Origin of the sequence: Kitasatospora sp. NPDC127111 (genome assembly GCF_042677465.1) — a bacterium.
Classification (GTDB): domain Bacteria; phylum Actinomycetota; class Actinomycetes; order Streptomycetales; family Streptomycetaceae; genus Kitasatospora.
The window spans coordinates 35,968-61,849 of the sequence record NZ_JBHXTG010000034.1; the positions used below are offsets into that span (position 1 = coordinate 35,968).

At 75.3% G+C, this 25,882-nt stretch carries 21 protein-coding genes and 1 pseudogene; 16 read left to right on the forward strand and 6 right to left on the reverse strand.

What is annotated here, in order from left to right; translation table 11 throughout:
• Positions 1 to 29: 29 nt before the first annotated feature.
• Positions 30 to 785, forward strand: coding sequence for a DedA family protein (locus ACFVHB_RS21195; RefSeq protein ID WP_380324259.1), 756 nt, complete (start codon positions 30 to 32; stop codon positions 783 to 785).
• Here ACFVHB_RS21195 and ACFVHB_RS21200 read toward each other — a convergent pair.
• Positions 782 to 1,525 carry a PIG-L deacetylase family protein gene (locus tag ACFVHB_RS21200; protein ID WP_380324262.1) on the reverse strand — a complete coding sequence of 248 codons (744 nt, stop codon included), beginning with the start codon at positions 1,523 to 1,525 and terminating at the stop codon, positions 782 to 784. The two genes, ACFVHB_RS21195 and ACFVHB_RS21200, sit on opposite strands and share 4 nt — an antisense overlap.
• 163 nt (positions 1,526 to 1,688) lie before the next feature.
• Between ACFVHB_RS21200 and ACFVHB_RS21205 the strand changes: the two genes are divergently transcribed.
• Positions 1,689 to 2,306, forward strand: coding sequence for an ArsR/SmtB family transcription factor (locus ACFVHB_RS21205; protein ID WP_380324265.1), 618 nt, complete (start codon positions 1,689 to 1,691; stop codon positions 2,304 to 2,306).
• Entirely contained in the window at positions 2,303 to 3,673 is a 1,371-nt protein-coding gene (locus tag ACFVHB_RS21210) for an MFS transporter (protein ID WP_380324268.1), read from the forward strand. Before ACFVHB_RS21205 ends, ACFVHB_RS21210 begins: the two co-directional genes overlap by 4 nt.
• Before the next feature lie 24 nt (positions 3,674 to 3,697).
• Here the strand turns inward: ACFVHB_RS21210 and ACFVHB_RS21215 are convergent.
• A pseudogene (locus tag ACFVHB_RS21215) lies at positions 3,698 to 4,648 on the reverse strand (helix-turn-helix transcriptional regulator); the annotation flags it as partial.
• Positions 4,649 to 4,687: 39 nt separating this feature from the next.
• On the opposite strand from ACFVHB_RS21215, the gene ACFVHB_RS21220 reads away from it, so the two are divergent.
• From ACFVHB_RS21220 to ACFVHB_RS21230, 3 genes are all read left to right on the forward strand, one after another.
• Positions 4,688 to 5,212 carry a hypothetical protein gene (locus ACFVHB_RS21220; protein ID WP_380324271.1) on the forward strand — a complete coding sequence of 175 codons (525 nt, stop codon included), beginning with the start codon at positions 4,688 to 4,690 and terminating at the stop codon, positions 5,210 to 5,212.
• Positions 5,209 to 5,682 carry a hypothetical protein gene (locus ACFVHB_RS21225; protein ID WP_380324274.1) on the forward strand — a complete coding sequence of 158 codons (474 nt, stop codon included), beginning with the start codon at positions 5,209 to 5,211 and terminating at the stop codon, positions 5,680 to 5,682. The genes ACFVHB_RS21220 and ACFVHB_RS21225 overlap by 4 nt, the downstream gene beginning before the upstream one ends.
• 160 nt (positions 5,683 to 5,842) lie before the next feature.
• Positions 5,843 to 7,846, forward strand: a complete 2,004-nt coding sequence (locus ACFVHB_RS21230; RefSeq protein WP_380324277.1) for an FUSC family protein — start codon at positions 5,843 to 5,845, stop codon at positions 7,844 to 7,846.
• Positions 7,847 to 7,974: 128 nt separating this feature from the next.
• On the opposite strand, the gene ACFVHB_RS21235 is transcribed toward ACFVHB_RS21230, so the two are convergent.
• Entirely contained in the window at positions 7,975 to 9,378 is a 1,404-nt protein-coding gene (locus ACFVHB_RS21235; protein WP_380324280.1) for an amidase, read from the reverse strand.
• 180 nt (positions 9,379 to 9,558) lie between these two features.
• Here ACFVHB_RS21235 and ACFVHB_RS21240 point away from each other — a divergent pair, with 180 nt between their 5' ends.
• Together ACFVHB_RS21240 and ACFVHB_RS21245 are read left to right on the forward strand one after the other, a co-directional pair.
• Positions 9,559 to 10,116 carry a hypothetical protein gene (locus ACFVHB_RS21240; protein ID WP_380324283.1) on the forward strand — a complete coding sequence of 186 codons (558 nt, stop codon included), beginning with the start codon at positions 9,559 to 9,561 and terminating at the stop codon, positions 10,114 to 10,116.
• Positions 10,117 to 10,531: 415 nt separating this feature from the next.
• Entirely contained in the window at positions 10,532 to 11,515 is a 984-nt protein-coding gene (locus tag ACFVHB_RS21245; RefSeq protein ID WP_380324286.1) for a carbohydrate kinase, read from the forward strand.
• A 50-nt stretch (positions 11,516 to 11,565) separates the two neighbouring features.
• Here the strand turns inward: ACFVHB_RS21245 and ACFVHB_RS21250 are convergent, their stop codons facing one another.
• Entirely contained in the window at positions 11,566 to 13,971 is a 2,406-nt protein-coding gene (locus tag ACFVHB_RS21250) for an ATP-binding cassette domain-containing protein (RefSeq protein ID WP_380324289.1), read from the reverse strand.
• 314 nt (positions 13,972 to 14,285) lie between these two features.
• Between ACFVHB_RS21250 and ACFVHB_RS21255 the strand changes: the two genes are divergently transcribed.
• From ACFVHB_RS21255 to ACFVHB_RS21290, 8 genes are all read left to right on the forward strand, one after another.
• Entirely contained in the window at positions 14,286 to 16,079 is a 1,794-nt protein-coding gene (locus tag ACFVHB_RS21255) for a beta-galactosidase family protein (protein ID WP_380324292.1), read from the forward strand.
• Between the two features lie 535 nt (positions 16,080 to 16,614).
• A complete protein-coding gene (locus ACFVHB_RS21260) occupies positions 16,615 to 16,962 on the forward strand; it encodes a GntR family transcriptional regulator (protein WP_380324295.1) in 348 nt (115 codons plus the stop codon).
• Positions 16,959 to 17,972: a DUF1648 domain-containing protein gene (locus ACFVHB_RS21265; protein WP_380324298.1), complete on the forward strand. Its 1,014-nt coding sequence runs from the start codon at positions 16,959 to 16,961 to the stop codon at positions 17,970 to 17,972. Before ACFVHB_RS21260 ends, ACFVHB_RS21265 begins: the two co-directional genes overlap by 4 nt.
• A gap of 266 nt (positions 17,973 to 18,238) precedes the next feature.
• On the forward strand, positions 18,239 to 20,350 hold the full coding sequence (locus ACFVHB_RS21270) for a SpoIIE family protein phosphatase (RefSeq protein WP_380324301.1): 2,112 nt from the start codon (positions 18,239 to 18,241) through the stop codon (positions 20,348 to 20,350).
• Positions 20,351 to 20,401: 51 nt separating this feature from the next.
• Positions 20,402 to 20,845 carry a helix-turn-helix transcriptional regulator gene (locus ACFVHB_RS21275; RefSeq protein ID WP_380324304.1) on the forward strand — a complete coding sequence of 148 codons (444 nt, stop codon included), beginning with the start codon at positions 20,402 to 20,404 and terminating at the stop codon, positions 20,843 to 20,845.
• A gap of 10 nt (positions 20,846 to 20,855) precedes the next feature.
• Complete coding sequence (locus ACFVHB_RS21280) at positions 20,856 to 21,266, forward strand: VOC family protein (RefSeq protein ID WP_380324307.1); 411 nt, start codon at positions 20,856 to 20,858, stop codon at positions 21,264 to 21,266.
• Positions 21,267 to 21,404: 138 nt separating this feature from the next.
• Positions 21,405 to 21,575: a hypothetical protein gene (locus tag ACFVHB_RS21285; RefSeq protein ID WP_380324310.1), complete on the forward strand. Its 171-nt coding sequence runs from the start codon at positions 21,405 to 21,407 to the stop codon at positions 21,573 to 21,575.
• 188 nt (positions 21,576 to 21,763) lie between these two features.
• Positions 21,764 to 23,437 carry a serine hydrolase gene (locus tag ACFVHB_RS21290; RefSeq protein ID WP_380324313.1) on the forward strand — a complete coding sequence of 558 codons (1,674 nt, stop codon included), beginning with the start codon at positions 21,764 to 21,766 and terminating at the stop codon, positions 23,435 to 23,437.
• An 86-nt stretch (positions 23,438 to 23,523) separates the two neighbouring features.
• Here the strand turns inward: ACFVHB_RS21290 and glmS are convergent, their stop codons facing one another.
• Both glmS and ACFVHB_RS21300 read right to left on the reverse strand, forming a co-directional pair.
• Positions 23,524 to 25,350: a glutamine--fructose-6-phosphate transaminase (isomerizing) gene (gene glmS, locus ACFVHB_RS21295; protein ID WP_380324316.1), complete on the reverse strand. Its 1,827-nt coding sequence runs from the start codon at positions 25,348 to 25,350 to the stop codon at positions 23,524 to 23,526.
• Positions 25,351 to 25,408: 58 nt separating this feature from the next.
• Positions 25,409 to 25,693 carry a hypothetical protein gene (locus ACFVHB_RS21300; protein WP_380324319.1) on the reverse strand — a complete coding sequence of 95 codons (285 nt, stop codon included), beginning with the start codon at positions 25,691 to 25,693 and terminating at the stop codon, positions 25,409 to 25,411.
• Positions 25,694 to 25,882: the final 189 nt, after the last annotated feature.

The window sequence follows — 25,882 nt, forward strand, 5'->3', positions numbered from 1 at the left end:
CGTTCCTGCGGCGCGGGGTGGTGAGTCACATGTCCGCGCCCGAACCCGCACTGCCCGGTGCGCTCGCCGGCCTGGCACCGCTGCTCGACGAGTACGGCTACCCGGCGGTGGCGCTGTTCGTCCTGCTGGACAACTGCGGCATCCCCGCCCCCGGCCAGACCATCCTGGTGCTCGCCGCCGTCTACGCCGGCACCGGGCACCTCAGCTTCGCCGCCGTGGTGGCGATCGCCTTCGCGGCCGCGGTCGTCGGCAACAGCCTCGGCTACCTGATCGGCGCCACCGGCGGCCGTGCCTTCGTCCACCGCTGGGGGCGGTACGTCATGCTCACCCCGGCCCGGATGGAGCGCGCCGACGAATTCTTCGCCCGGCAGGGCGGCAAGGTCGTCACGGTCGCCCGGTTCGTGGACGTACTGCGCCAGACCAACGGGATCATCGCCGGGACCACTGAAATGGGCTGGCGACGGTTCCAGCCGTTCAACGTGCTCGGCGCGGCGCTCTGGGTCGGCGTCTGGTCCGCCTTCGGCTACCTGGCCGGCTCCAACATCGGCACGGTGTACCGGACGGCGGTCCGCTACCAGCTGTGGCTGCTGATCGCCGTCGGCGTGCTCTGCGTGGCGCTCGCCGTCCGCCGGGTGCTCCGCCGCCGCGAGCGGGGGCGGCGGCGGAGCACCCGGGCGGACGAGTCCGGCGAGGAGACGTCCGGCGAAGGCACGTACGGCGAAGGCACGTCCGGCGACGGCACGTCCGGCGAGGACGGGAACGAGGAGGCCCCGGACAGGCCCTAGCGGAGCGGGAACACCTCGAAGGGGACGGCGAAGCGCGTGCCGAGACGGCTGCCGGCGCCGCGGCCGAAGCCCTCCAGGAACTCCCGCGGGTCGGCCATCGCGCCGCCCAGCCCGGCCAGGTAGGCCTTGTGCTCGGCCAGCGAGGCGATGCCCAGCTCGAAGTGCTCGGTGGTGTCGACCGCGTGCCGCGACTCGGGCGAGGCGGCCGCCCAGACCTCGCGGACGCCGTTCCACGGCTCGTACCCCTCGGCCGTCAGCTCGCGGAACACCCACCGGTTGCCGGCGTCCCGGACGGCGTCCAGGGTGGCCCGGCCGACGGCGATGTGGTCGGCCTGGTTGAGGAAGACCCCGCCGTACGTCTCCCGGAAGTTGCTCGTGATGACGATGTCCGGGCGGTGCCGGCGGACGGCGCGGGCGATGTCGCGGCGCAGCGGCAGCCCGTACTCGAGCACGCCGTCCGGGTGGCCGAGGAACTCGACGGTGTCGACGCCGACCACGGCGGCGGAGGCGATCTGCTCGGCCTCGCGCAGCGGGCCGCACTCCTCGGGGCTCAGCGAGTCGATGCCGGCCTCGCCGCTGGTGACCATCACGTAGACCACCTTCTTGCCCTGCGCCGTCCAGCGGGCGACGGCCGCGGCGCCGCCGTACTCCATGTCGTCGGGGTGGGCGACGACCGCCAGCGCGGTCTGCCAGTCCTCGTTGACGTGCTCGTAGGGCTCGGGGGCCTGCTGCTCGCTCATGGTGGTGCCGCCTCTCCGGTCGTCCGGTCGTACCGCAGCCGACTCTAGAAGATCTAGATGCCGGCCGTCCGGCGATCGAACGGCTGCCGGGGCGCGGCCTGTTACAGAGAAATCTCTGCAAAGACCTCTATGCAGAGAGTTCTCTGCACCCTACGATGCCGTCATGACCGATCAGCCCGAACACCCCGAAGAGACCAGCCCGCCCACCCGGCCGCAGCGCCGGCTCGACGCCCGGAGCCTGCGCGGCCTGGCCCACCCGCTGCGGATGCGGATCTTCGAGCTGCTGAACCTGGACGGCCCCGCCACCGCGACCCGGCTCGCCGAGCGGCTCGGCGAGAACACCGGGACGGTCAGCTGGCACCTGCGCCACCTCGCCGAGCACGGCTTCATCGAGGAGGAGACCGGCCGCGGGACCAAGCGCGAACGCTGGTGGCGCCGGGTGCCGGTGGCCAACCGGCTGGACACCGCCGACTTCCGCGACGACCCGGCCAGCCGCGGCGCGCTCTCGCTCTACCTGCACGAGCTGGTGCGGCAGTACTTCGACCGCGTCACCTCCTACCTCGACGAGGACTGGGAGGACGAGTGGCGCACCGTCGGCACCGTGTCCGACTGGAGCAACCTGCGCCTGACCCCGCCGCAACTCCAGGCGCTCAACGACGAGTTGTTCGCCGTCATCGCCCGCCACACCGCCGGCCAGGACGCCGAGCCGGACCCCGCCGCCCTGCCGGTCGTGGTGCAGCTCCAGTCCTTCCCGCGCCGGGCCGCCGGCGGTGCCGAATGAGCCGCCGGACACCCGACGCGAACGCCATGCGCACCGCGGACGCCACCGACAGCGGGGACGCCACCGACAGCGGGGACGCCGCCCGCAGCACGGCCAGGGGCGGGCTGCTCCGCCGCCACCGGGACTTCCGGCTCCTGTGGTGCGGCGAGACCGCCGGGAAGTTCGGCGCCTCGGTCACCGGCGTGGCGCTGCCGCTGATCGCCGTCTCCGACCTGCACGCCTCGACCCTCCAGATCGGCCTGCTGAACGCCGCCGCCTGGGCGCCCTGGCTGCTGATCGGCCTGCCGGCCGGAGTCTGGGTGGACCGCTTACCCCGCCGGCCGGTGATGCTCGCCGCCGCGGCGGTCTCGCTGCTGCTGTTCGCCGCCGTCCCGCTGGCCGACCGGCTGGGCCGGCTCAGCATGGGCCTGCTGCTCGCCGTCTCCCTGCTGACGGGCACCGCGGCCGTCTTCTTCCAGACCGCCTACACCGCCTACCTGCCCGGACTGCTGGCCCCCGCCGACCAGCCCGAGGGCAACGCCAAGCTGCACGGCAGCGCCTCGGCCGCCCAGATCGCCGGCCTCGGCTCCGGCGGCCTGATCGCCCAGTTCGCGGGAGCGGTGAACGGCATGGCCGCCAACGCCGCGACCTTCCTGGTCTCGCTGCTCTGCCTCGGCCGAATCCGGTACCGCGAGGCGCCGACCCCGCCCCGGGAGCGCGCGCTGCGCCGCGAGGTCGGCGAGGGCCTGCGCCTGGTCGCCGGCGACCGCTGGCTGCGCACGCTGACGCTGTTCGGCGCCACCTCCAACCTGGCACTGATGGGGTTCCAGTCGATCCTGGTGGCCTTCCTGGTGCGCGAGGTCGGCCTCGCCGACGGCACGGTCGGCGGGCTGGTCGCGGGCGCCGCGAGCGGCGGGATCGCCGGGGCGTTCGCCGCCCGCCGGGCCGCCGCCCGGATCGGCACCGCCCGCGCGATGCTCCTGTTCGAACTGGGGCTGCCCACCCTCGCCCTGCTGATCCCGCTCACCACGGCCGGGCCGGGCGTCCTGCTCTACCTCGCGGGCGGGTTCGGCGTCTCCGCCGGAGTGGTGGCCGGCAACGTGATCAAGTCGGGCTTCCAGCAGAGCTACTGCCCGCCCGAGCTGCTCGGCCGCCTCACCGCCAGCGCCGCCGTCCTCAACTACGGCACCATCCCGCTCGGCGCCGTGCTCGCCGGTGTGCTCGGCTCCACGATCGGCCTGCGCCCGGCGATGTGGGTCACCACCGCCGGCGTGCCGCTCGCCGCGCTGATCCTGCTCCTCTCCCCCGTCGGCCACACCCGCGACCTCCCCACCACCCGTCGCCCGGAGCCGGCGAGCGCGGCCCGCCCGACGGCCCGGGTCTCCTGACCCGCCCGGCCGGGCCGCCGGTCGACTCCCGTAGCGGGCGGCCAGGGCGCGGACCGTCCCGGCGAGGCGGTCGCGCAGCTCCGGCGGCTCCAACACCTCGACCTCCGCGCCCAGCCCGAGGAAGAACCCGTGGGCCTGGTCGAGCGACTCGATCGGTAGCACGGCCCGCAGCCGGCCGTCCGGCTCGGCCACCGCGGTCTCCCGGAGGCGGCGCCCCACGGCGCCGGTGAGGCGGGCCGCCGCCGCGGGCGTCAGCAGCGCCACCGCCTCGGCCCGGTACAGCCGGGCGTGGAAGTCCGCCTCGTGGCTCCGCCAGTGGGCGGGCAGGTCGAACCCCTCGGGGAGCTCGAACTCCTCGCCGGAGAAGGAGAGTTCGAGGATCTGGTCAACCCGGTAGGTGCGCGGGCCGGGGCCCGCGACCACGTACCAGCGGCCCGCCTTCAGCACCAGGCCGTACGGCTCCAGGCGCCGGTCGACCTCGGTCGGCTCCTTCCAGCGGCGGTAGCGCACCCGCAGCACCCGCCCGTGCCAGACCGCCTCCGCGACCTGCGGCAGGAACGGCACCCGGTCGTCCTCCGCGTACCAGCCGGGCGCCTCCAGGTGGAAGCGCGAGCGGATCCGGTCGGCGTCCTCGCGCAGGCCGGGCGGGATCGCGGCGCGCAGCTTGAGCTGGGCCGCGGCGAGGGCGGGGCCCAGCCCGAGGGCGGCGGCGGGCCCGGGCAGGCCGGAGAGGAAGAGCGCCTCCGCCTCACCGGAGTTGAGCCCGGTCAGGCGGGTCCGGTAGCCGTCCAGCACCTGGTAGCCGCCGCCGTGCCCGGCATCGGCGTACAGCGGCACGCCGGCGGCCTGCAGCGCCTCGATGTCCCGGTAGACGGTGCGCACCGAGACCTCCAGCTCCTCGGCCAGCCGGGCCGCGGTCATCCGGCCGTTGGTCTGGAGGAGCAGCAGGATCGAGAGCAACCGGCCGGACTTCACTGACAGAGGATGTCAGTGGAGCGCGCCTACCGTCCAGGCATGGCTTTCACGGAGAAACTCCTGCTGGTGCCGCCGCCCGTCCAGGCCGGCGGCCGGCACGTCAAGCGCTACCACGTCACCGCCGACCCGCGCGGCATCGACCCCGAGGTCGAGCGGGCCGCGTACGCGCTGCTGCCCGACCTGCTGCCGCCGCCGGACGGCACGCCGCCGGCCTCCTTCGTCGTCCTGCACCGCGGGGGCGACACCGGCGCCTACCTGAACGTGTACAGCTGGGTGTGGGACAACGTCCTGCACTTCGCCGGCGCGGCCGCCGGTCAGCCGGTGCTGGGCTGCCCGGACACCGACCCGACGCACTTCGTCCGGCTCGACCGCTCGCTGATCGGCTGCGTCTGGGAGCTGCCGCCGATCCAGCACGAACGCGACGCCTGGGTACGCCACCTGCTCGCCCCGGACCGTCCCGACCTGGCCGCCTACCTCGCCGACTCGCTGCCCGCGGGCACCACCGGTACGACCACTCCGGCCAGTACGCCCGGCACGACCACGGTAACGGGAGAGCGCGCGTGAACGACTTCGACTTCCTGCTCGGCACCTGGGACGTCGCCAACCGCCGCCGGGCCGACTTCCTCGACCCGGCGAGCCCCTGGGAGGAGTTCCCCGCGGTCAGCCGCGCCACCCGGCATTTCGGCGGCGGCGCCAGCTTCGACGAGATCGAGTTCCCCACCAAGGGCTTCTCCGGGCTGACCCTGCGGCTGTACGACCCCGCCGCGCGGGCCTGGTCGCTGTACTGGTCCAGCACCCGCACCGGCACCCTCTTCCCGCCCGTGGTCGGCCGGTTCACCGACGGCCGGGGCGAGTTCCACGGCGACGACCACTACGACGGCCGGGCGGTGCGGGCCCGCTTCGTCTGGTCGGGCATCACCGCCGACTCGGCCCGGTGGGAGCAGGCGTTCTCGGCCGACGGCGGCGGGACGTGGGTGACCAACTGGATCATGGAGCTGACCCGCCGCCACCCCGGCCCGGCGGAGCGGCCCTGAAGCCCGTCCGGCGGCCCGCGGAGCCGCTCGGGTCCACTGCTCGGACGGGGCGGCGCCCGGGACCGGCTTGCCGATCAGGGCGAGCGGGACGAAGAAGTCGACCTGCCCGATGGAGCGCCGGTGCCGAGCCCGGCCGCCCCGTACGCCGTACGTTTTCTCCATGGCACGGAGCTCACGGGCCGGGCGGCTCGCACCCCCGAGGTGGCTCACCGCCGGGCTGCGCCCGCACCCCGCGCCGATTCCGTGGGCCGCCGTGGCGCGGGCCGCCGTCGCGCTCTCCGCACCCCTCGCCGTCGGCCTCGCCGTCGGGCAGCCCGGGTACGGCGCGCTGGTGTCGATGGGCGCGCTCTCCGCCGTCATCGGCGACACCGCCGACGCGTACCGGATGCGGGTGTTCAACATCGCCGTCCCACAGCTGTTCGGTGCGCTCGGCGTCACCCTGGGGAGCCTGGTGTACGGGGAGGGCTGGGCCGCCGTCGCCACGCTCACGGTGGTCGCCCTGGTCTCCGGCATGATCTCCTCGATCGGCGCCGTCGCCTCGGCGTCGGGGCTGCTGCTCCTGCTCAACGCCGTGGTCGGCGCCGGCCTGCCGATGCCCTCGCCCTGGTGGAAGCCGCCGCTGCTGCTCGTCCTGGGCGGCCTGGTGGTGCTGGCGCTCACCCTGTTCGGCTGGCCGCTGCGCGGCGGCGTCCCCGAGCGGGAGGCCGTCGCCGGGGCGTACCGGACGGTCGCCGACTTCCTGCAGGCGGCGGGCACGCCCGCGCACGACGAGCGGCGGCAGGCCGTCACCCAGTCGCTCAACCAGTCGTACGACCTGCTGCTCGCCCACCGCGTCCGCCGGCACGGCCGTTCGCCCGGGCTCGCCCGGCTGATCGCCCAGCTCAACGCGGTGATGCCGGTGGTCGAGGCCGGCTCGGCGGCCAAGCTGCGGCCGGCCTCGCTCGGCCCGCTGCCGCCGGCGTACCCGGCGGCGCTGCGGGAGCTGGCCAGCGTCGTCGAGCAGGGCCGGCCCGGCACGGGCACCCTGGACCTGCCGCCGCCCACCGGCCCGTCCGAACGCGCCATCGACCAGGCGCTGCGGCACGCGGCCGGCATCGCCCGGGAGCCGGCCCCCGACCCCTACGGGCCGGCCGACCGGATCGGCCGGCCGGCCACGTTCCGGGCCCGGGCCCGGCGCACCGCCCGCGCGGCCCTGCTGTCCGGCGCGTCCTGGCGGTACGGCCTGCGGCTGGCGCTGTGCATCGGCCTGGCCCAGGCGGTGGTCTCGGCGCTGCCGGTGCTCCGCTCGTACTGGGTGGCGCTGACCGTCACCTTCGTGATGAAGCCCGACTTCGGCTCGGTGTTCTCGCGCGCCGTGCTGCGTGCGCTCGGCACGGCGGTCGGGCTGGTGATCGCGGTCCCGGTCCTCGCCGAGGTGCCGCGCGGGTGGTGGGACGTGCCGATGACCGCCCTGCTCGCGATGCTGATCCCGGCCTTCTCGGCGAAGGGCTACGCCTTCCAGACCGCGGCCATCACCCCGGTCATCCTGCTGCTGTCCGACCAGCTGAACCACCAGGGCTTCCAGCTGGTGCTGCCCCGGCTGTACGACTCGCTGATCGGCTGCGCGATCGCGCTGCTGGTCGGCTACCTGCTCTGGCCGGAGTCCTGGCACACCCGGATCGGCGACCGGCTCGCCGACGCCGTCGCGGACACGGCCGCGTACGTCGTGCTGGCCTTCGCCATGGCGCCCGGTAAGGACCAGGCGGTCCGGCTGCGCCGCCGGCGACGGCTCTACCGCGACCTGTCCGACGTCCGGTCCGAGTTCCAGCGCGCGCTCACCGAACCGCCGCCGACCGGGGCGCTGGCGGCCGCCTGGTGGCCGCTGGTGATCGCGGTCGAGCGGATCGTGGAGGCCACCACGGCCACCCGGGTCCGGATCGACCACGGAGTGCCGGCGCCGCCCGCCGCCGAGGTCGCGGAGATCACCCGGGAGCTGAACGAGCTCGCGGGCGCGCTGCGGGCGGGGGCGGCCCCGCTGACGCCGGCGCCGGTGGACGACCGGGGCGGCCCGGCGGACGGCCCGGCGCAGGGGCGGGCGCAGGGGCCCGAGCGGGAGGACGTGCTCGCCCCGCTGCACCAGGAGGTCCTGGCCGCACGGGCCATCGCCACACCGGACCCGGCCTGATCCCGCGCCGCCCGGCCCGGTCCCGGGCCGGTGTCAGCGGCGGGCCGGGGTCAGCGGCGGGCTAGTGTCAGCGGCGGGCGCCGTGTCAGCCCTGGACCGGTGTCGGTCCCGGACCGGTGTCAGCCCTGTCAGTCCTGGATCCGCCGCCAGGGCCGGTCCGCCTCCAGGGCGAAGGCCAGCTCCAGCAGCAGCCGCTCCTGGCCGTGCGCCGCCGAGAGGTGCACGCCGACGGGCAGGCCGTTGGCCGCCGGCTCGCCCGGCAGCGCGATGCCCGGCCCGCCCGTCACGTTGTTCACCGGTGTGAACGCCACGTAGCGGTGCAGCCGGTCGAGCAGCTCGTCGAAGGCCACGTTCGGGCTCAGGTGCCCGATCGGCGGTGCCACGTGCGCGAGCACCGGCGAGAGGATCGCGTCGTGGTCGCGGAACAGCCCCGCGTACGCCGCCTCGGCCTGCCGGAGCCGGCGCAGCACGCCGGGCGTCTTGCGGAACTCTCGGTGGAAGGTGCGGCGCAGCCCCGTGGTCAGGCCGTCCAGCTTGCGGGCCTGGAAGCCCGGGTCGAGCATCAGCTTGCCGGTGGTGGCGATCAGGAAGGCGATGTAGCCCCAGTAGAGGGTGAAGTCCCGGGAGAACTCGGCGCCGAACGGCAGCACCGCCGGCGTGACCTTGTGGCCCATCGCCTCCAGCCGCTCCGCCGTCCGCTCGACCGCGTGCCGGGTCGGGGCGTCGCTGGCCGCCACCGGCGAGTCCACGACCAGCCCGATCCGCAGCGGCCGGTCGCCCGGCCCCTCGACCAGGCCGAGCGGGGGCAGTGCCGGGTTGCGGTGGTGGCGCTCGGCGGCGGCGAAGAAGGCGGCGGTGTCGCGCACGCTGCGGGTGACCACGCCGTCGGTGACCAGGTCGATCGGCAGCCTCCGGCCCTGGTCGTTCGGGACCAGCCGGCCGCGGGTGGGCTTCAGGCCGACCAGCCCGCAGCAGGCCGCGGGGATCCGGATCGAGCCGCCGCCGTCGTTGGCGTGCGCGATCGGGACGACGCCCGCCGCGACCAGCGCGGCCGAGCCGCCCGAGGACGCGCCCGGCGAGTGCGAGGGCCGCCACGGGTTGCGCACCGGCCGGGCCTCGGCGAACTCGGTCGAGGCGTTGAGGCCGAACTCCGGCAGCCGGGTCTTGCCGAGGACGGACAGGCCGGTGCCGAGGAACTGCTCGGCGAAGCCGGCGCTGCGCCGCGCGGGCTTGGCCCGGAACGCCGAACTCCCGTGCCCGGTCGGCATGCCTCGCAGGTCGACGTTGTCCTTCAGGTAGCTGGGCACCCCGGACAGCGGGCCGCCCTCCCCGGCCGGCGCCGTCCTCGGCTGCCCGTACGCGGCGAACGCGACGGGCGCCAGCGCCGCGTCGACCTGCTCGGCGCGTGCCGCCGCGGCCGCCGCCAGCTCCGCCGGGCTCACCTCGCCGGCCCGCACCAGCGCGGCCAGCCCGACCGCGTCGTGCTCCCCCAGCGCGTCGTCACCGAACGCGTGGACCCGCTCCTCCGCCATGCGAACTCCCCATCCCTACCGGCTGGTAATACCGCGGAGGTTCGCAGTCTAGGGCCGCCGGCCGCTCAGCGGCAGAGGCACGCTGGCCGCGCGGGCGACGGGGGGCGCCGGGCGGATGCCGAAGGGCGCCGGGCGGAAACCCGGTACCGGGGACTGGCCCGGTTCGATCATGATGAGGGCATGACCGACAGGACGGACGTGAACGACGACCCCGAAGCCCTGGGCCTCTGCGTGGTGGCCAACGTCGCGCGGGAGACCGGCTTCGGCGAGGGCGGGCTGGAGATCCGCTCCGGGCTGCGGCACTTCGCGCCCGGGGCCAAGGTCTGGCTCGCGCCGCCACGGTGGTGGAACGGCAACGCCAGTGTGATGGTGGCCGGCCGGCACCGGGGCAACAGCCGCCGCTACGTCACGATCGCCGTCCCGCGCCGGGCCCTGGAGAACTTCCGGGTCCGCGCCGTCCACAGCCCGGGGCTGCACCGCGCGCTCGGCGGGGGCGAGCTGTGGACCGCCGAGGACGCGGAGCACTACCTGCGGTACTGGGCCCTTCCGCGGCTGGAGACCACGGTGCAGCGCGCGGGCGAGGACTTCTCCCGCACGGCGCCCTCCGTCACCGACCCGCCGCCGATGGAGCTGGAGCACGAGGGCACCACCTACTACCTGGCCCACTTCAACGCCAACCGCGCCCGCTACTCGACGCTGCCACCGCCCGTCGAGCCGTCACCGCCGGCCGGCGACTGAGGCGCCGGCCGCCGGGGGTGCGGGCCAGCGGGTGGTGGAGCCGCCGTGGGCGAAGATCGCGCTTCGCCCGCACCTTCCGCGCCTCGACCGGGCAGTCCCCGCGCCGGCCGCGGCTGCAGCACGCCCCGGCGGGCGCTGCTCGGCAGCGATCCGCCGATCGCGGTCGTCGCCGAGCCGTCCGGCTCCGCCGACCGGAGCCACCTGACCCGCACCACGCGCTGGCACACCGGCCTGACCCCGCGGATGCTCGGTGCGGGCGGCGCCGTCAGCGGCATCAGCGGTGACGGCTCCAGGCCCCGGCCTGACGGGAGCATCGAGATCGCCGCCCGACAGGCCCTAGACTCGCGCTCCGACCCTCCCGCCTGCCGGGCGACCCGGCGGTCCGCCCCGCAGCCCACCCCCGAAGGCGGTCACCGTGCCCCAACGCCCCGTCGCCGTCCTCGGCGAGTGCGTCGCCGACGCCTTCGCCGACTCCTCCGCCGGGCAGCGCCCCGGTGAGCTCGCGCTGCGCGTCCTGCCCGGCGGCGGACCGGCCAACACGGCCGTCGCGCTGGCCCGGCTCGGCACCCCGACCCGCTTCCTCGGCCGGATCTCCGCCGACCCGTTCGGCGCCCTGTTCCGGCAGCACCTGCGCGGCTCCGGCGTCGACCTCGGGGCCTGCGTGGACGCGGCCGAGCCCAGCACGCTCGCCATCGCCACCCTCGACCCGCACGGGCAGGCCCAGTACTCCTTCCACGCGGAGGGCACCGCCGACTGGGCCTGGAGCGCCGAGGAGCTCGCCGCCCTGCCGCTGGCCGACGTCGCCTGCCTGCACACCGGCTCGCTCGCCCTGGTCCGCGAGCCCGGCGGCCGCCGGATCGAGGAGCTGCTCGCCCGCGCCGACGGCCGTCCGACCGTCTCGGTCGACCCCAACGTCCGCCCGCTGCTGGTCGCCCCGGCCGTCTACCGCGCCCGGCTCCCGCACTGGTGCACGGCCGCCGACGTCCTGCGGCTCAGCGCCGACGACCTCGGCCTGCTGCTGCCCGGCGTCTCCCCCGAGGAGGCCTGCGACAGCTGGCACCGGGCCGGCGTCCGGCTGGTCGTGATCACCCTCGGCGGCCGGGGCGCGCTCGCCTCGCTGGACGGCGAACGGCTGACCGTCCCCGCGCCGGCCACCGCCGTGGTCGACACCGTCGGCGCCGGCGACGCCTTCACCGGCGGCCTGCTGCACCGCCTCGGGCGGCTCGGCCGGCTCGGCGGCCGGCTCGACGGGCTGACCCTGGACGAGGTCGGCGACGCGTGCCGGTTCGCCGCCCGGGTGGCCGCGCTGACCTGTTCGGTGGCCGGCCCCAACCCGCCGTGGCCGGCGGACCTCCGGGCGGCGGCCCCGCGGGAGAGCGGCCGCCCCGATCCGGCATAGCGGGGAGCACGCCGCCCGCACGGGGGGACCCCCGCGCGGGCGGCAGCCGGTCAGCCGCCCACGTACGCCGCGAGGTGCTCGCCGGTGAGGGTGGCGCGGGCCGCGACCAGGTCGGCGGGCGTGCCCTCGAAGACGACCCGCCCGCCGTCGTGGCCGGCGCCGGGACCGAGGTCGATGATCCAGTCGGCGTGCGCCATGACCGCCTGGTGGTGCTCGACGACGATGACCGACTTCCCGGAGTCGACCAGCCGGTCGAGCAGGCCCAGCAGCTGCTCGACGTCGGCGAGGTGCAGACCGGCGGTCGGCTCGTCCAGGACGTAGACGCCGCCCTTCTCGGCCATGTGGGTGGCCAGCTTGAGCCGCTGCCGCTCGCCGCCGGAGAGCGTGGTGAGCGGCTGGCCGAGGGTGAGGTAGCCGAGCCCGACGTCGGAGAGCCGCTTCAGCACGGCGTGCGCGGCCGGCGTGCGCGCCTCGCCCGCGCCGAAGAACTCCTCGGCCTCCGCCACCGACATCGCCAGCACCTCGCTGATGTCGCGGCCGCCGAGGTGGTACTCCAGCACCGAGGCGTCGAAGCGCTTCCCCTCGCACTCCTCGCAGACGGTGGCGACCCCGGCCATCATCGCCAGGTCGGTGTAGACGACGCCGGCGCCGTTGCAGTTCGGGCAGGCGCCCTCGGAGTTGGCGCTGAACAGGGCCGGCTTCACGCCGTTGGCCTTCGCGAACGCCTTGCGGATCGGGTCGAGCAGCCCGGAGTACGTCGCCGGGTTGCTCCGCCGCGAGCCGCGGATCCCGCCCTGGTCGACCGAGACCACTCCCGCGCCGTCCGGCCCGGAGCCGTTGACCAGCGAGCCGTGCACCAGCGAGCTCTTGCCGGAGCCGGCCACACCGGTCACCACGACCAGCACCCCGAGCGGGACGTCGACGTCGACGTTGCGCAGGTTGTGCGTCGTCGCGCCGCGGATCTCCAGCCTGCCGGTGGGCTCGCGCACCGACTCCTTGACGGCGGAACGGTCGTCGAGGTGCCGGCCGGTCACGGTGCCGGCGGCCCGCAGCCCGTCGACGGTGCCCTCGAAGCAGACCGCGCCGCCCGCCGTGCCGGCGCCCGGGCCGAGGTCCACCACGTGGTCGGCGATCGCGATCGTCTCCGGCTTGTGCTCGACCACCAGCACCGTGTTGCCCTTGTCCCGCAGCCGCAGCAGCAGGCCGTTCATCCGCTGGATGTCGTGCGGGTGCAGGCCGATGGTGGGCTCGTCGAAGACGTAGGTGACGTCGGTGAGCGAGGAGCCGAGGTGGCGGATCATCTTGGTGCGCTGCGCCTCGCCGCCGGACAGCGTGCCGGCCGGCCGGTCGAGCGAGAGGTAGCCGAGGCCGATCTCCACGAACGAGTCGAGGGTCTGCTGCAGCGTGGCGAGCAGCGGTGCCACCGACGGCTCGTCGAGCCCGCGGACCCAGTCGGCCAGGTCGCTGATCTGCATCGCGCAGGCGTCGGCGATGCTGATCCCCCTGATCCTCGACGACCGGGCGGCCTCGCTGAGCCGGGTGCCGTCGCAGTCGGGGCAGGTGGTGAAGGTGACCGCGCGCTCCACGAACGCGCGGATGTGCGGCTGCATCGCCTCCTTGTCCTTGGAGAGCATCGACCGCTGGATGCGCGGGACCAGCCCCTCGTAGGTCATGTTGATGCCCGCGATCTTCATCCTGGTCGGCTCGCGGTGGAGGAAGTCCGCCAGCTCCCGCTCGGTGAACCGGCGGATCGGCTTGTCCGGGTCGTAGAGGCCCGACTCGCTGTAGAGCCGGTGGTTCCAGCCGCCGGCGGTGTAGCCCGGGATGGTGAGCGCGCCCTCGTTGAGCGACTTGGCGTCGTCGAAGAGCTGCGTGAGGTCGATGTCGGTGACCGCGCCGCGGCCCTCGCAGCGCGTGCACATGCCGCCGGTGATGCTGAACTCGCGGCGTTCCTTCACCGTCCGGCCGGCGCGCTCCACGGTGACCGCACCCGCCCCGCTGACCGAGGCGACGTTGAAGGAGAACGCCTTGGGCGAGCCGATGTGCGGCTGCCCGAGCCGGCTGAACAGGATGCGCAGCATCGCGTTGGCGTCGGTGGCGGTGCCGACCGTGGAGCGGGGGTCGGCACCCATCCGCTGCTGGTCGACGATGATCGCGGTGGTCAGCCCGTCGAGGACGTCGACCTCGGGCCGCGCCAGCGTCGGCATGAAGCCCTGCACGAAGGCGCTGTACGTCTCGTTGATCAGCCGCTGCGACTCGGCGGCGATCGTGTCGAACACCAGTGAGCTCTTGCCCGAGCCGGAGACCCCGGTGAACACCGTCAGCCGGCGCTTCGGGATCTCGATGCTGACGTCCTTGAGGTTGTTCTCGCGTGCGCCGTGCACGCGGATCAGATCGTGGCTGTCGGCAACGTGCGGCTCGGGCGAGTGCGGGTCCGTCCTCGCGTCCTTGCTCATGGTGTCTCCAGTCCATGGGGCGGGGCCGCCGGCGCGGTCACCGCCGTCGTCACCTGACTCGATCGGCCGGCTCCGAGCAGTATCGCCGGTTCTCCCGCGTCGGGGCGATCGCCGGCCGGCCGAACCGTCCGGGCCGAGGTCGAGACCGTCGACGCGGAGGTCCGGGGCTCCCCGGCTCGCCGGCTCGCCGGAGCGAGGCGAACCACCCCCCGGACGGACCGCGCGAACTATCCTGCCGGTACGACGCACCCCCACCGCACGACAGCTCGAACTCCCCGACCAGCAAGCCCCGTTCCCACCGAAGGCCGGTCCTCATGCTCGAGTACGACGACACCGGATTCCGCCGCGACGGCGCACCGCACCGGATCATCTCCGGCGCCGTGCACTACTTCCGCGTCCACCCCGACCTCTGGGACGACCGCCTGCGGCGGCTGCGGGCGATGGGCGCCAACACCGTCGACACCTACGTCCCGTGGAACTTCCACGAACTGCCCTCCGGCGAGGTCGACTTCACCGGCTGGCGGGACCTGGCCCGGTTCGCGCGGCTGGCGCGGACGAACGGCCTGGACGTCATCCTGCGCCCCGGCCCGTACATCTGCGCGGAGTGGGAGTTCGGCGGCCTCCCGGCCCGGCTGCTCGCCGTCGACGGCCTGCGGCTGCGCTGCGCCGACCCGGCCTACCTGGCCGAGGTGGACGGCTGGTTCGACGCCGTGGTGCCCGAGATCCTGCCGCTGCTGGCCAGCCGGGGCGGCCCGGTGGTGGCCGTCCAGGTGGAGAACGAGTACGGCAGCTACGGCAACGACGCCGCCTACCTGGCCCACCTGCGCGACGGGCTGCTCGCCCGCGGCGTCGACTGCCTGCTGTTCACCGCCGACGGCGCCGAGGACACCATGCAGCAGGGCGGCACCATTCCCGGCCACCTCGCCACCGCCACCTTCGGCTCGCGGCCCGCCGAGCGCTTCGAGGTGCTCCGGCGCCACCAGCCCAAGGGCCCGCTGACCGCGATGGAGTTCTGGATCGGCTGGTTCGACCGCCTCGGCGAGCCGCACCACGTCCGGGACGCCGGGGAGTCCGCCCGGGCGCTCGACGACCTGCTCGCCACCGGCGCCTCCGTCAACCTCTACATGGCGCACGGCGGCACCAACTTCGGCTTCTGGGCCGGCGCCAACCACACCGGCGCCCACCCCGAGGACGCCGGCCACGAGCCCAACGTCACCAGCTACGACTACGACGCGCCGATCGGCGAGGCCGGCGAACTCACCGAGAAGTTCCACGCGTTCCGCGCCGTCATCGGCAGGTACGTCCCGCTGCCGGACGTCGAGCTGCCGGAGCCTCCGCCGCGGGTCGCGCCGCAGCGGATCGAGCGCGCGACCGGCCGCGCCCGCCTGCTGGCGGCCCTCGACACCCTCACCGCCCCGCTGCACCGGGCCGCCCCCGAGCCGATGGAACGGGTGGGCCAGTCGCTCGGGCTGATCCACTACCGCACCCGGGTCCCCGGCCCCCGGGCCGCCCTGCCGCTGCGGATCGACGGCATCGGCGACCGTGCCCACGTCTTCGCCGACGGGGTGCCGCTCGGCGTCCTGGACGGCAACGCCCCCGGCGCGACGCTGCCGCTGGCGACCGGGCCGGCGGGCGTGACGCTCGACATCCTGGTCGAGGCGCTCGGCCGGGCGAACTACGGCCCGATGCTGGAGAACGACCGCAAGGGCATCGGCCGCGGCGTCGCGCACGGGCACCAGCGCCTGTTCGGGTGGGAGCTGCGGCCGCTCCCGCTCGCCGACCTCGGCTCCCTCGACTTCTCGGACGGCGTCGGGGCGGGCGACGGCGACCCGGTCTTCCACCGTTTCGAGGCCACCCTGGACGCCCCCGCCGACGCCTTCGTCGCCCTCCCGGGCTGGGGCCGCGGCCTGCTCTGGCTGAACGGCTTCCTGCTCGGCCGCTACACCCACCAGGGCCCGCAGCGCACCCTCTACGCTCCGGGCCCGCTCTGGCGCACGGGCGTCAACGAGCTGATCGTCCTGGAACTCGAGACCCACGCCGAGGCCGTCGAGCTCCGCGACCTCCCCGACCTCGGCCCCACCGCCGCCGCCCCCAGCGCCGACTACTGACCGCACCCCCCGGCCGATCGCCCCGCACCCGCGGGGCGGCCGGCCCTTCCACACCCCGGCACCGCCGCCGACCACCGACCGCACCACCCGGCCGGTCGCCCCACACCCGAGGGCGGCCGGCCGTTGCCCGGCCCGGCACCGCCGCCCCCAGCGCCGACCACCGACCGTGCCTCGGCCCACGGCCGGCCGGTCGCCCCACACCCGAGAGCGGCCGCCATGGCCCGGCCCGGCACCACCGCCCCCAGTGCCGACCACTGACCGCCCCCCACCTCACCCATCGCCCCACACCCAGGGCGGCCGACCATTCCTCGTCCCGACCTCGCCGTCCCGACCAACGGCCCACCCCCGCCGACCACGACCGCACCCCCGGCCCACGGCCCACGGCCGGCCGGTCGCCCCAGACCCGGCCGGCCGTTGCGCGTCCCGGCCCCGCCGCCCCGGCCAACGGCCCACCCCCGCCGACCACCGACCGCGCTCACGGCCCACGGCCCACGGCCCGCCGCCGGGCGTAGATGGTGCTACTGTCGATAGCATCATGCTGCTGAAGCTGGACCTCACCGACAGCCGCCCCCTGCACGAGCAGGTGGCGGGCGCGATCCGCCGCGCCATCGCCGAGGGCGAGTGCGCGCCGGGCGACCGGCTGCCGCCCGCCCGGGAGCTGTCCCGGGCGCTGGGCGTCAACGCCAACACCGTCCTGCGCGGCCTGCGCGCGCTCCGGGACGAAGGAGTGCTGGAGTTCCGCCGCGGCCGCGGGGTGACCGTGCTCGCCGGCGCGGACCAGCGGGCCCGCCTGGTGGACCAGGCCGGCGCGCTGCTCGCCGAGGCCACGCGGCTGGGGTACAGCAGGGCCGATCTCGTCGAACTGATCAGGAGGCTGCCGTGAACGCCGGGGGGAACCGGATACGAGGTACGCGCTGGGGTGCCGTCGCCTGGGCGGCGGCGGTGTACGCGATGCTGGTCGCGCTGCCGGCGGCCGCGGCCGGCCGGCTGCCGGAGCGGGTGGCCAGCCATTGGAGCGGCGGCGGCGGCCCGGACGGTTCGATGCCGTTCTGGGCGGTGCCGGTGTTCCCGGCGGCGCTCTGGACGGTCCTGCTGGCCGGGTTCGCGCTGAGCGCCCGGTGGACCGGCGACCCGGCGCGGCACTGGCACCGCGCGGCGCTGGCCGCCGCGGGCGTGCTGGTCGCCGGCGCCCAGGCCTCGATCGTGCACGCCAACCTGGACCGCGCCGTCTGGACCGAGGCCGGCGACGTCGGCCTCGACGTCGCCCTCGTCCTGACGACGTCGGCCCTCACCGGCCTGGTCGTCGGCCTCGCCGCCCGCCGCACCACCGCCCTGGCGTCCGCAGGGCCGGGCAACGGACCGGCCGACTCACCCGCCGACGGACCCGCCGGGGGCCCGCAGCTCGACATCCCCGCCGGCGAGCGGTTCGCCTGGCTCTCCCGCGCCGTCAACGGCTGGCTCCTGCTGACCGCCGCGCTGTCCGGCCTGCTCGCCGCCGGCACCGCCGTCGCCGCCCTCGCCGGGCTGATCGGCTCGCCGTGGCCGGTGCTCGTCCCGCTGGTGATCGTCGCGATCGCCGTGTACCTCTGCTCCTCCGTCCAGGCCCTGGTGACGCCCAAGGGGCTGGAGGTCGCCTTCGGCCCGGCCGGCTGGCCGGTCCGCCGCTGGCCGGTCGAGGCCATCGAGTCGGCCCGTGCCGAGCAGCGCACCCCGGCCCAGGTCGGCGGCTGGGGCTACCGGCTCAGCGGTCTGGGCACCACGGTGATGCTGCGCCGCGGCGACTGCCTGGTCATCCACCCGCACCAGGGCGCCGACTTCGCGGTGAGCGTCGACGACGCCGAACGCGGCGCCGCCCTGCTCAACTCCCTCGCCGCCCGGCGCACCACCGGCTGACCCCGACCCCACCCCGCACAGGAAGTCGGCCGGGCCGACTTCCTGTGCGGACGCCCGCCCGCCCCGCCGCGACGGCACCGCGCGCCCCCGCGACACGACGGCCGGTGCGGCCACCCCGCGGCCCGGGTGCGCCCGGTCGGCCGGGTACCGTGCCAGGGACGGCCGCCGGCGATCAGCGCCGCCCGCCCTCCGGCCGTCGCCCACCGAGCGGCCGCGGCGCCGGACTCGGCGTCGCCGCCCGCACCGCCGAAGGGGGAACGAGACGGGTGCCCGAGCCCCAGCTGACACCGGAGGTCTTCGACCGGGCCATCGTGGCGATCGCCCTCACGGCCGGGCCGGAGCACCGTCTGGTGTACCGGAACGACGCCTTCGGCGACCTGTTCGGCCCCCGGCCGGTCGGGGTGCCGATCCGCGAGGTGTTCACCGAGCCCGGGGTGGACCGGTTCATCGAGACCCTCGACCTGGTCCGCGCCGACGGGACGGCCCGCCGGGTCACCACCCCGCGGACGCTGGAGACCTCCGACGAGGACGACCCCGAGGACCACCGGCACTTCGTCTACAGCTGCTCGCCGGTCTCCTCCCGGTTCGGCCCCGGCGTCCTGGTCAGCGCGATCGACACCACCGCCGAGGTGCACTCCGTCCAGCGGGCCGAGCGGCTGTCGGCCGACCGCCTGCACGCCCTGGAGCGCTACGAGGCGCTGCTGTCGGCGGTCTCCCAGCTGGTCTGGCTCAACCTCCCCGACGGCACGATGGCCGAACTGGTCCCGGGCTGGGAGGAGCTGACCGGCCACCCCTGGCGCGACACCATGGACGAGGCCTGGTTCGAACTGATCCACCCCCGCGACCGGGACGGCCTGGCGCGCCGGTGGACGGAGGCGGAGGCCGGCGAACCGTCGATGTTCGAGCACACCTTCCGGGTCCGCACCGCCTCCGGCGAGTACCGCCACGTCGCCTCGCGGGCCGTGCCGATCGTCCGCGACGGCCGACTGGTGGAGTGGATCGGTGCCACCTCCGACATCGAGGACCGCTGGCGCAACCGGATGCGCGAGCGCATGCTCGCCCGGGCCGTCGCCGTCACCGAGGCCACCCGGCCCGAGGACGCGTTCGCCGCCGTCGCCGACCTGGTGGTGCCCGAACTCACCGACGCCTGCACGGTGTTCGTGCTGGCCGAACGGGAGCAGCCGGCCCGGTCCGGCCAGCCCCGCCGGCCGGGCGGACCGCGCGCCACCCGAATCGCCTCCACCGCCAGGCCCGGCCTGCCGCCCCTGCCGCCGCTGCGCCAGCAGAGCTTCCTGCTCGGGCCCGCGGCGCGGCGGGCGGTCGACGAGCGGGCGCCCGTCCTGCTCACCTTCCCGGCCGGTCGCGTCCCGTCCGGCGTGGTCCCCGAGGAGTCGTCCCGCTGGCTGGACCGGGCCGGCGCCACCAGCCTCACCCTGCTGCCCATCGTCCTCGACGGCACCACCGTCGCGCTGGCCGCCGCGGCCGGCTGCGGCGACACCCCGCCGCCGGGCCGCGCCGACATCGAGCTGCTCCAGGAGGTGCTCCAGCGCGCCCAGCTGCCGCTGCGCCAGACCCTGGAGCTCCAGCGCACCCGGCACGCCGCGCTCGTCCTCCAGCGGGCGCTGCTCACCGCCCCGCCCACCGTGCCGGGCGCCGGGCTCGTCGCCCGCTACCAGCCCGGCAACCGCGCGGCCGAGGTCGGCGGTGACTGGTACGACGCCTTCGTGCTCCCCGACGGCTCGCTCGCCCTGACCATCGGCGACGTGGCCGGCCACGACCTCACCGCCGCCACGACCATGGGCCAGCTGCGCAGCATGCTGCGGTCCATCGCGTACAACCGCACCCACCTGCACACCCCCGCCGACGCCCTGACCGGGCTGGACGCCGCCGCGGACGGGCTCGGCGTCGCCGCCTTCGCGACCGCCGTCCACCTGCACCTGGCCCGTTCCGGCGAGGGCGACGGCGGCTGGCAGGCGGCCTGGTCGAACGCGGGGCACCCGCCGCCGCTGCTGCTCCCGGCCGCCGGCCCGCCGCGGTTCCTCGACGCCGAGGAGGCGGACGTGCCGCTCTGCGTGGCCCCGGCGGAGCCGCGCCGCACCCACCGCGCGCGGATCGCCCCGGGCGACACGGTGCTGCTCTACACCGACGGCCTGGTCGAGGTGCCCGGCGAGAACCTGGCCGCCGGCCTGGACCGGCTGGCGGCCGCCGCCGACCGGGCCCGCGGTCTGCCGCTCCCGGACCTCTGCGACCGCCTGCTGGCCGAGGTCCCCGACGCCCGTGACGACATCGCCCTGATCGCCTTCCGCGCCGCCCCCGGCGCCCCCGCCGGCCCCGCCGCCGTCGCCCCGGACAGCGCCGCCGGCCCCGCCGCCGTTTGAGCGTTTCCGCAGGTCGCCGCGGTGTCGGGGGTGGGTGGTAGCGTCGTTCGCATGACCCCGGAGGAGCTTGAGAACCTCGCGCACCTGCGCCGGGCCCGTGATCTGATCGACCGGGAGTACGCGCGGCCGCTCGACGTCCCGACGATGGCCCGGCGTGCGCTGATGTCGCCGGCGCACTTCTCCCGGCGGTTCCGCGCGGCCTACGGCGAGACGCCGTACAACTACCTCATGACCCGCCGGATCGAGCGGGCGATGGCACTGCTGCGCGCGGGCGTGAGCGTGACGGACGCCTGCATGACGGTCGGCTGTACCTCACTCGGCTCATTCAGCTCCCGGTTCACCGAGATCGTCGGCGAGACGCCCAGCGCGTACCGCGCCCGGGAGCACCGGGCCGTGGCGGCGATGCCGGCGTGCGTGGCGAAGGTGCGCACCCGCCCGACGAGGAGGCCGCGGCCGAGCAGGATCGGAGAAGTGGATCGCGCCGCCGCCGCCTAACGTGGACGGCATGACCATCGCACTCCAGTACTGCCACATCACCGTCAACGACGTCGACGCGGCGCTCGCCTTCTACCGCGACGCGCTCGGCCTGGAGCTCCGCAACGACGTCGCCTCGGGCGAGTTCCGCTGGGTCACGCTGGGCAGCCCGGCGCAGCCGGGCCTCGACATCGTGCTCTCGGAGCCGCACGCCGGCCGTTCCCAGGCCGACGGCGACGCCCTGCAGGAGCTGCTCACCAAGGGCGTCCTGCCGATGACCGTCTTCAGCACCGACGACGTCGACGCGACCTTCGAGCGGGTCCGGGCGTCCGGTGCCGAGGTGCTGCAGGAGCCGATCGACCAGGCCTGGGGGCCGCGCGACTGCGCGTTCCGTGACCCCTCGGGCAACATGGTGCGGATCCAGCAGCAGGCCAAGGCGTAACGCCGCTCCCCCGTCCCCCGTCCCCGTCCCCCTACCCCCTGGTCCGCCCCGGACCGGGGGGCGGTCGCCGTCGGGCGGTGGATCGCCGGGACTCCCCGCCTCGACGCCCAGGAGCCCCCGGAGCCCCAGGAGCCCCGCGTGCTCGACGCCACAGCCGCCGCCCTCGCCCGCGAACCGCAGCAGGACGGCCGGGTCGGCTACCAGCGGCTGTCCGAGCTGCCGGGCGTCCCGCGCGAGGCTCCTCCGCCTTGCGGTGCACGCACCCCAAGGCCGCCCCGCCCGCCCTCCGGGCGGACGACGGGAGTGTGAAGACGGACCCCAGGGCCGGAACAGGCCCCGGGGGCGCACCGCGGCTCGACCGAGCGGGTGGATTGCGCCCGCGAGGGCGCGCGGCGGCGGCCGGGCTCCTCCGGCCCCGGCCAATACTCGCGCCGTGAGGCAGGCGGCGGCGCTACCGGACCGGGGTGGCGCCGCCGTCCGGACGCGGGAGGACCTTGATGCACCGTCACGGCGCGGCACGTCGGAACGGCCGCCGTCCGGGGCTGCGCACCGGCGCGCCGCTGCTGGCCGCCGTGCTGCTGGCCGGTCCGCTGCTGGCCGGGTGCACCTCGGCGAAGGCCACCGATCCGGCCGCCGCCCCCGTCCAGAGCCCGTCCCCGGCCGCGAGCCCCTCCGCCCTGGCCACGGCGCCGCCGGCCCAGCCGCCCGCGCAGCTGACCGACGCCCAGGTGTCCGCCGCCGTGGCCGCGCTGGACGGCTTCGTGCAGGACGCGATGACGAAGACGGGTGTCCCGGGGGTCGCCGTCGCCGTGGTCCACCGGGACAAGGTGCTCGTCGCGAAGGGCTACGGGGTGCGTGAGCTGGGCAGGCCCGACGCCGTGGGGCCGGACACGGTGTTCCAGCTCGCCTCGGTCTCCAAGCCGATCGCCTCGACCGTGGTCGCCGGGGTGGTCGGCCAGAAGGCGGTGAAGTGGGACGACCCGGTCACCGCGCACGACCCGGAGTTCGCGCTGGCCGACCCCTGGGTGAGCGGCCACGTGACGATCGCCGACCTGTTCTCGCACCGCAGCGGCCTGCCCGACCACGCGGGCGACCTGCTGGAGGACCTCGGCTACCAGCGTGACCACATCCTGCGGCACCTGCGCGACCAGCCGCTCTCGCCGTTCCGGGCGAGCTACGCGTACACCAACTACGGCCTCACCGAGGCGGCGGTGGCGGTGGCCAGGGCGAAGGGCGTGGCCTGGGAGGACCTCGCGGCCGACACGCTCTACGGGCCGCTGGGCATGACCTCGACCAGCTCGCGCCGCTCCGCCTACGACGCCGCGGCGGACAAGGCGGTACCGCACGTACGGGCCGCCGGCGGCGGCTGGCAGGTCAGCACCACGCAGAACCCGGACCCGCAGTCGCCCGCCGGCGGGGTGACCTCGACCGTGCGGGACCTCGCCAAGTGGATGCGGCTGCAGCTGGCCGACGGCACGTTCGAGGGCAGGCAGGTCGTCGACCCGGCGGGCCTGAACGAGACCCGGGTGCCGCACAGCGTCGCCAACCCGCCGATGGCGCCGGCCGGCAACCCGGGCTTCTACGGCCTCGGCTGGAACGTGAGCTACGACCCGCACGGGCGGCTCCGACTGAACCACTCCGGCGCCTTCGAGCTGGGCGCGGCGACGGTGGTGACGCTGCTGCCGTCGGAGCAGCTCGGGATCGTCGTGCTGAGCAACGGTCAGCCGATCGGCGTCCCGGAGGCGGTGGCCGCCGAGTTCTTCGACCACGCCCAGGAGGGCCGGCTGACGGTCGACTGGCTCGGCCTGTACGGCAAGGTCGTCCCCGCGGCCGCGATGGGCGGCGTCTCGCCGACCGACTACACCAGTCCGCCCGCGGGCGCCGCCCCCGCGAAGGCGGACGCGGCCTACCTCGGCACGTACGGCAACGGCTACTACGGTCCGCTGACGGTGAGCGCGCAGGACGGCGGACTGGTGATGAGCCTGGGGCCGGACGACCTGCGGTTCCCGCTCCGGCACTACGCCGGCGACACCTTCAGCTTCCAGACCAGGGGCGAGAACGCGGTCGGCCTGTCCGGGGTGACGTTCACCGTGGGCGCCGACGGGCGGGCGTCCACGGTGGTGGTCGAGCAGTTCAACCACGAGGGCCTCGGCAGCTTCACCCGCGGCTGAGTCCGGGTGGGCGACGGCTGCCGCGGCCCCGGCCCGGCACCGGCCCGGCACCGGCCCCGGCGCGGGGGGCCGGCGCTCCGGGGCGGCTACTCCACCGTCACGCTCTTGGCGAGGTTGCGCGGCCTGTCGACGTCGCGCTTCAGCGCCACCGCGGCGTGGTAGGCGAGCAGCTGGAGCGGGATGTTGAGCAGCAGCGGGTCGAGCTCGGGCTCGCTCTTCGGGACCAGGATGCAGTGGTCGGCGAGCTTCGCCTCGGGCCGGCGGTGGGCGACGGCCACCACCCGGCCGGAGCGGGCCTTGATCTCGCCGAGCGTGGTGAGGTTCTTGTCCAGCAGCTCGTCGTCCGGCACCAGGGCGACGGTCGGCAGCTCGGGGCTGATCAGCGCGAGCGGGCCGTGCTTCAGCTCGCTGGCCGGGTAGGCCTCGGCGTGCACGTACGAGATCTCCTTGAGCTTCTGCGCGCCCTCGCGGGCCACCGGGTAGCCGCGGACCCGGCCGATGAACATCATGCCCTCCGACTCGGCGTACTCGGCGGCGAGTTCGGCGATGCCGTCGCTCTGGGCGAGGATCTCCCGGATCTGGTCCGGCAGCGCCCGCAGGCCCGCCACGATGCGGCGGCCGTCGGCGGGCGAGAGGTCGTGGATCCGGCCGAAGTGCAGGGCGAGCAGCGCGAAGGCGACGACGGTGGAGGTGAACGCCTTGGTGGAGGCGACCGAGACCTCCGGCCCGGCGTGCAGGTAGATGCCGCCGTCGCACTCGCGGGCGATGGCGCTGCCGACGGTGTTGACGACGCCGAGCACCCGGCCGCCCTTGCGCTTGATCTCCTGGACGGCGGCCAGCGTGTCGTAGGTCTCGCCGGACTGGCTGACCGCGACGTACAGGGTGTCCGCCTCGATCACCGGGTTGCGGTAGCGGAACTCGGAGGCGGGCTCGCTGTGCGCGGGGATGCGGGAGAGCTCCTCGATCAGCTGGGCGCCCATCTCGCCGGCGTAGTAGGCGGAGCCGCAGCCGAGGATCTTGACCCGGCGGATCTCGCGCAGCTCGCGGGCGTCCAGGTTGAGGCCGCCGAGGTGGGCGGTGGCGAACCGCTCGTCGAGCCGGCCGCTGAGGGTGCGCTCGACCGAGCCGGGCTGCTCGTGGATCTCCTTGAGCAGGAAGTGCTCGTAGCCGCCGGTGTCGTAGGAGTCGATGTCCCAGTCCACGGTGGACGGCTGACGGTGGGTGGTGCGGGCGTCCTCGGTGAAGGTGCGGAAGCCGTCGGCGCGCACGGTGGCGAGCTCGCCGTCCTCCAGGTGGACGACCTGGCGGGTGTAGCGGACCAGTGCCGAGACGTCGGAGGCGGCGAACATCTCCTTCTCGCCGATGCCGAGCACGATCGGGCTGCCGTTGCGGGCGACCACGATCCGGTCGGGCTGTTCGGCGTCGAGCACGGCGATGCCGTAGGTGCCGACGACCTTGCCGAGCGCGGCGCGCACGGCCTCCTCCAGCTCCACGCCCTCGGTGGCGTGGGCGGAGATCAGGTGGGCGAGCACCTCGGTGTCGGTCTCGGAGCGGAAGACGGCGCCCTCCTCGGTCAGCCGGGCGCGCAGCTCGTCGGCGTTCTCGATGATGCCGTTGTGGACGACCGCGATCCGCTCGGCGTCGTCCAGGTGCGGGTGAGCGTTGGCGTCGCTGGGCACGCCGTGGGTGGCCCAGCGGGTGTGGCCGATGCCGGTGGTGCCCTTGAACCGGGCGGGCACCACGGCGGCGAGGTCGGCGACCCGGCCCTTGACCTTGCGGACCTTCAGACCGCCGGTGCGCCCGGTGACGGCCACGCCGGCCGAGTCGTAGCCGCGGTACTCCAGCCGGGCCAGGCCCTCCAGCAGGAAGGGCGTCGCGTCCTTGGGGCCGATGTAGGCCACGATTCCGCACATCTGGTGACTCCTTCGAATGACAGAGGTGGTGGCTTCGTAAGACGGTCGGGGGCGGCGCTCAGCCGTAGACGATCCGGCGCAGCTGCCGGGCCGAGAGCTCGGGTGCCGCCACCCGCCGGGCGGGCAGCTCCTCGGCCAGCCGGGCGAAGATCCGCTCGTTGGTCAGGCCGCGTGCCTGCAGCTCGCCGTGCCGGCGGCGGACGTACTCCTCGGTCGTCTCGGAGAAGTACGCCAGGACCTCCGCCACCACCCGCGCCGCCTCCCGGGGCCCGAGGGGGCTGGTCCGGGTGAGGTGGGCGAGCAGGTCTTCGTGAGGGTGCGAGGAGCCGGGTGAGCTGGACACGAGTGAGGACTCTAGGCCGGGCCTCCCGGCGAGATCAAAGATCCTGCCCGAATTCGGGCAGATCTTGAGACTTTCGGCGCAAGGAAGGCCTCCGGACGCCCGGCCGCCCTCTCATGGCCGGCGGAACGCGGGACCGTCACCTCGTCGACACACCCTTGTAGCGGCACCGGATCGCCACGTAGCGTGTTG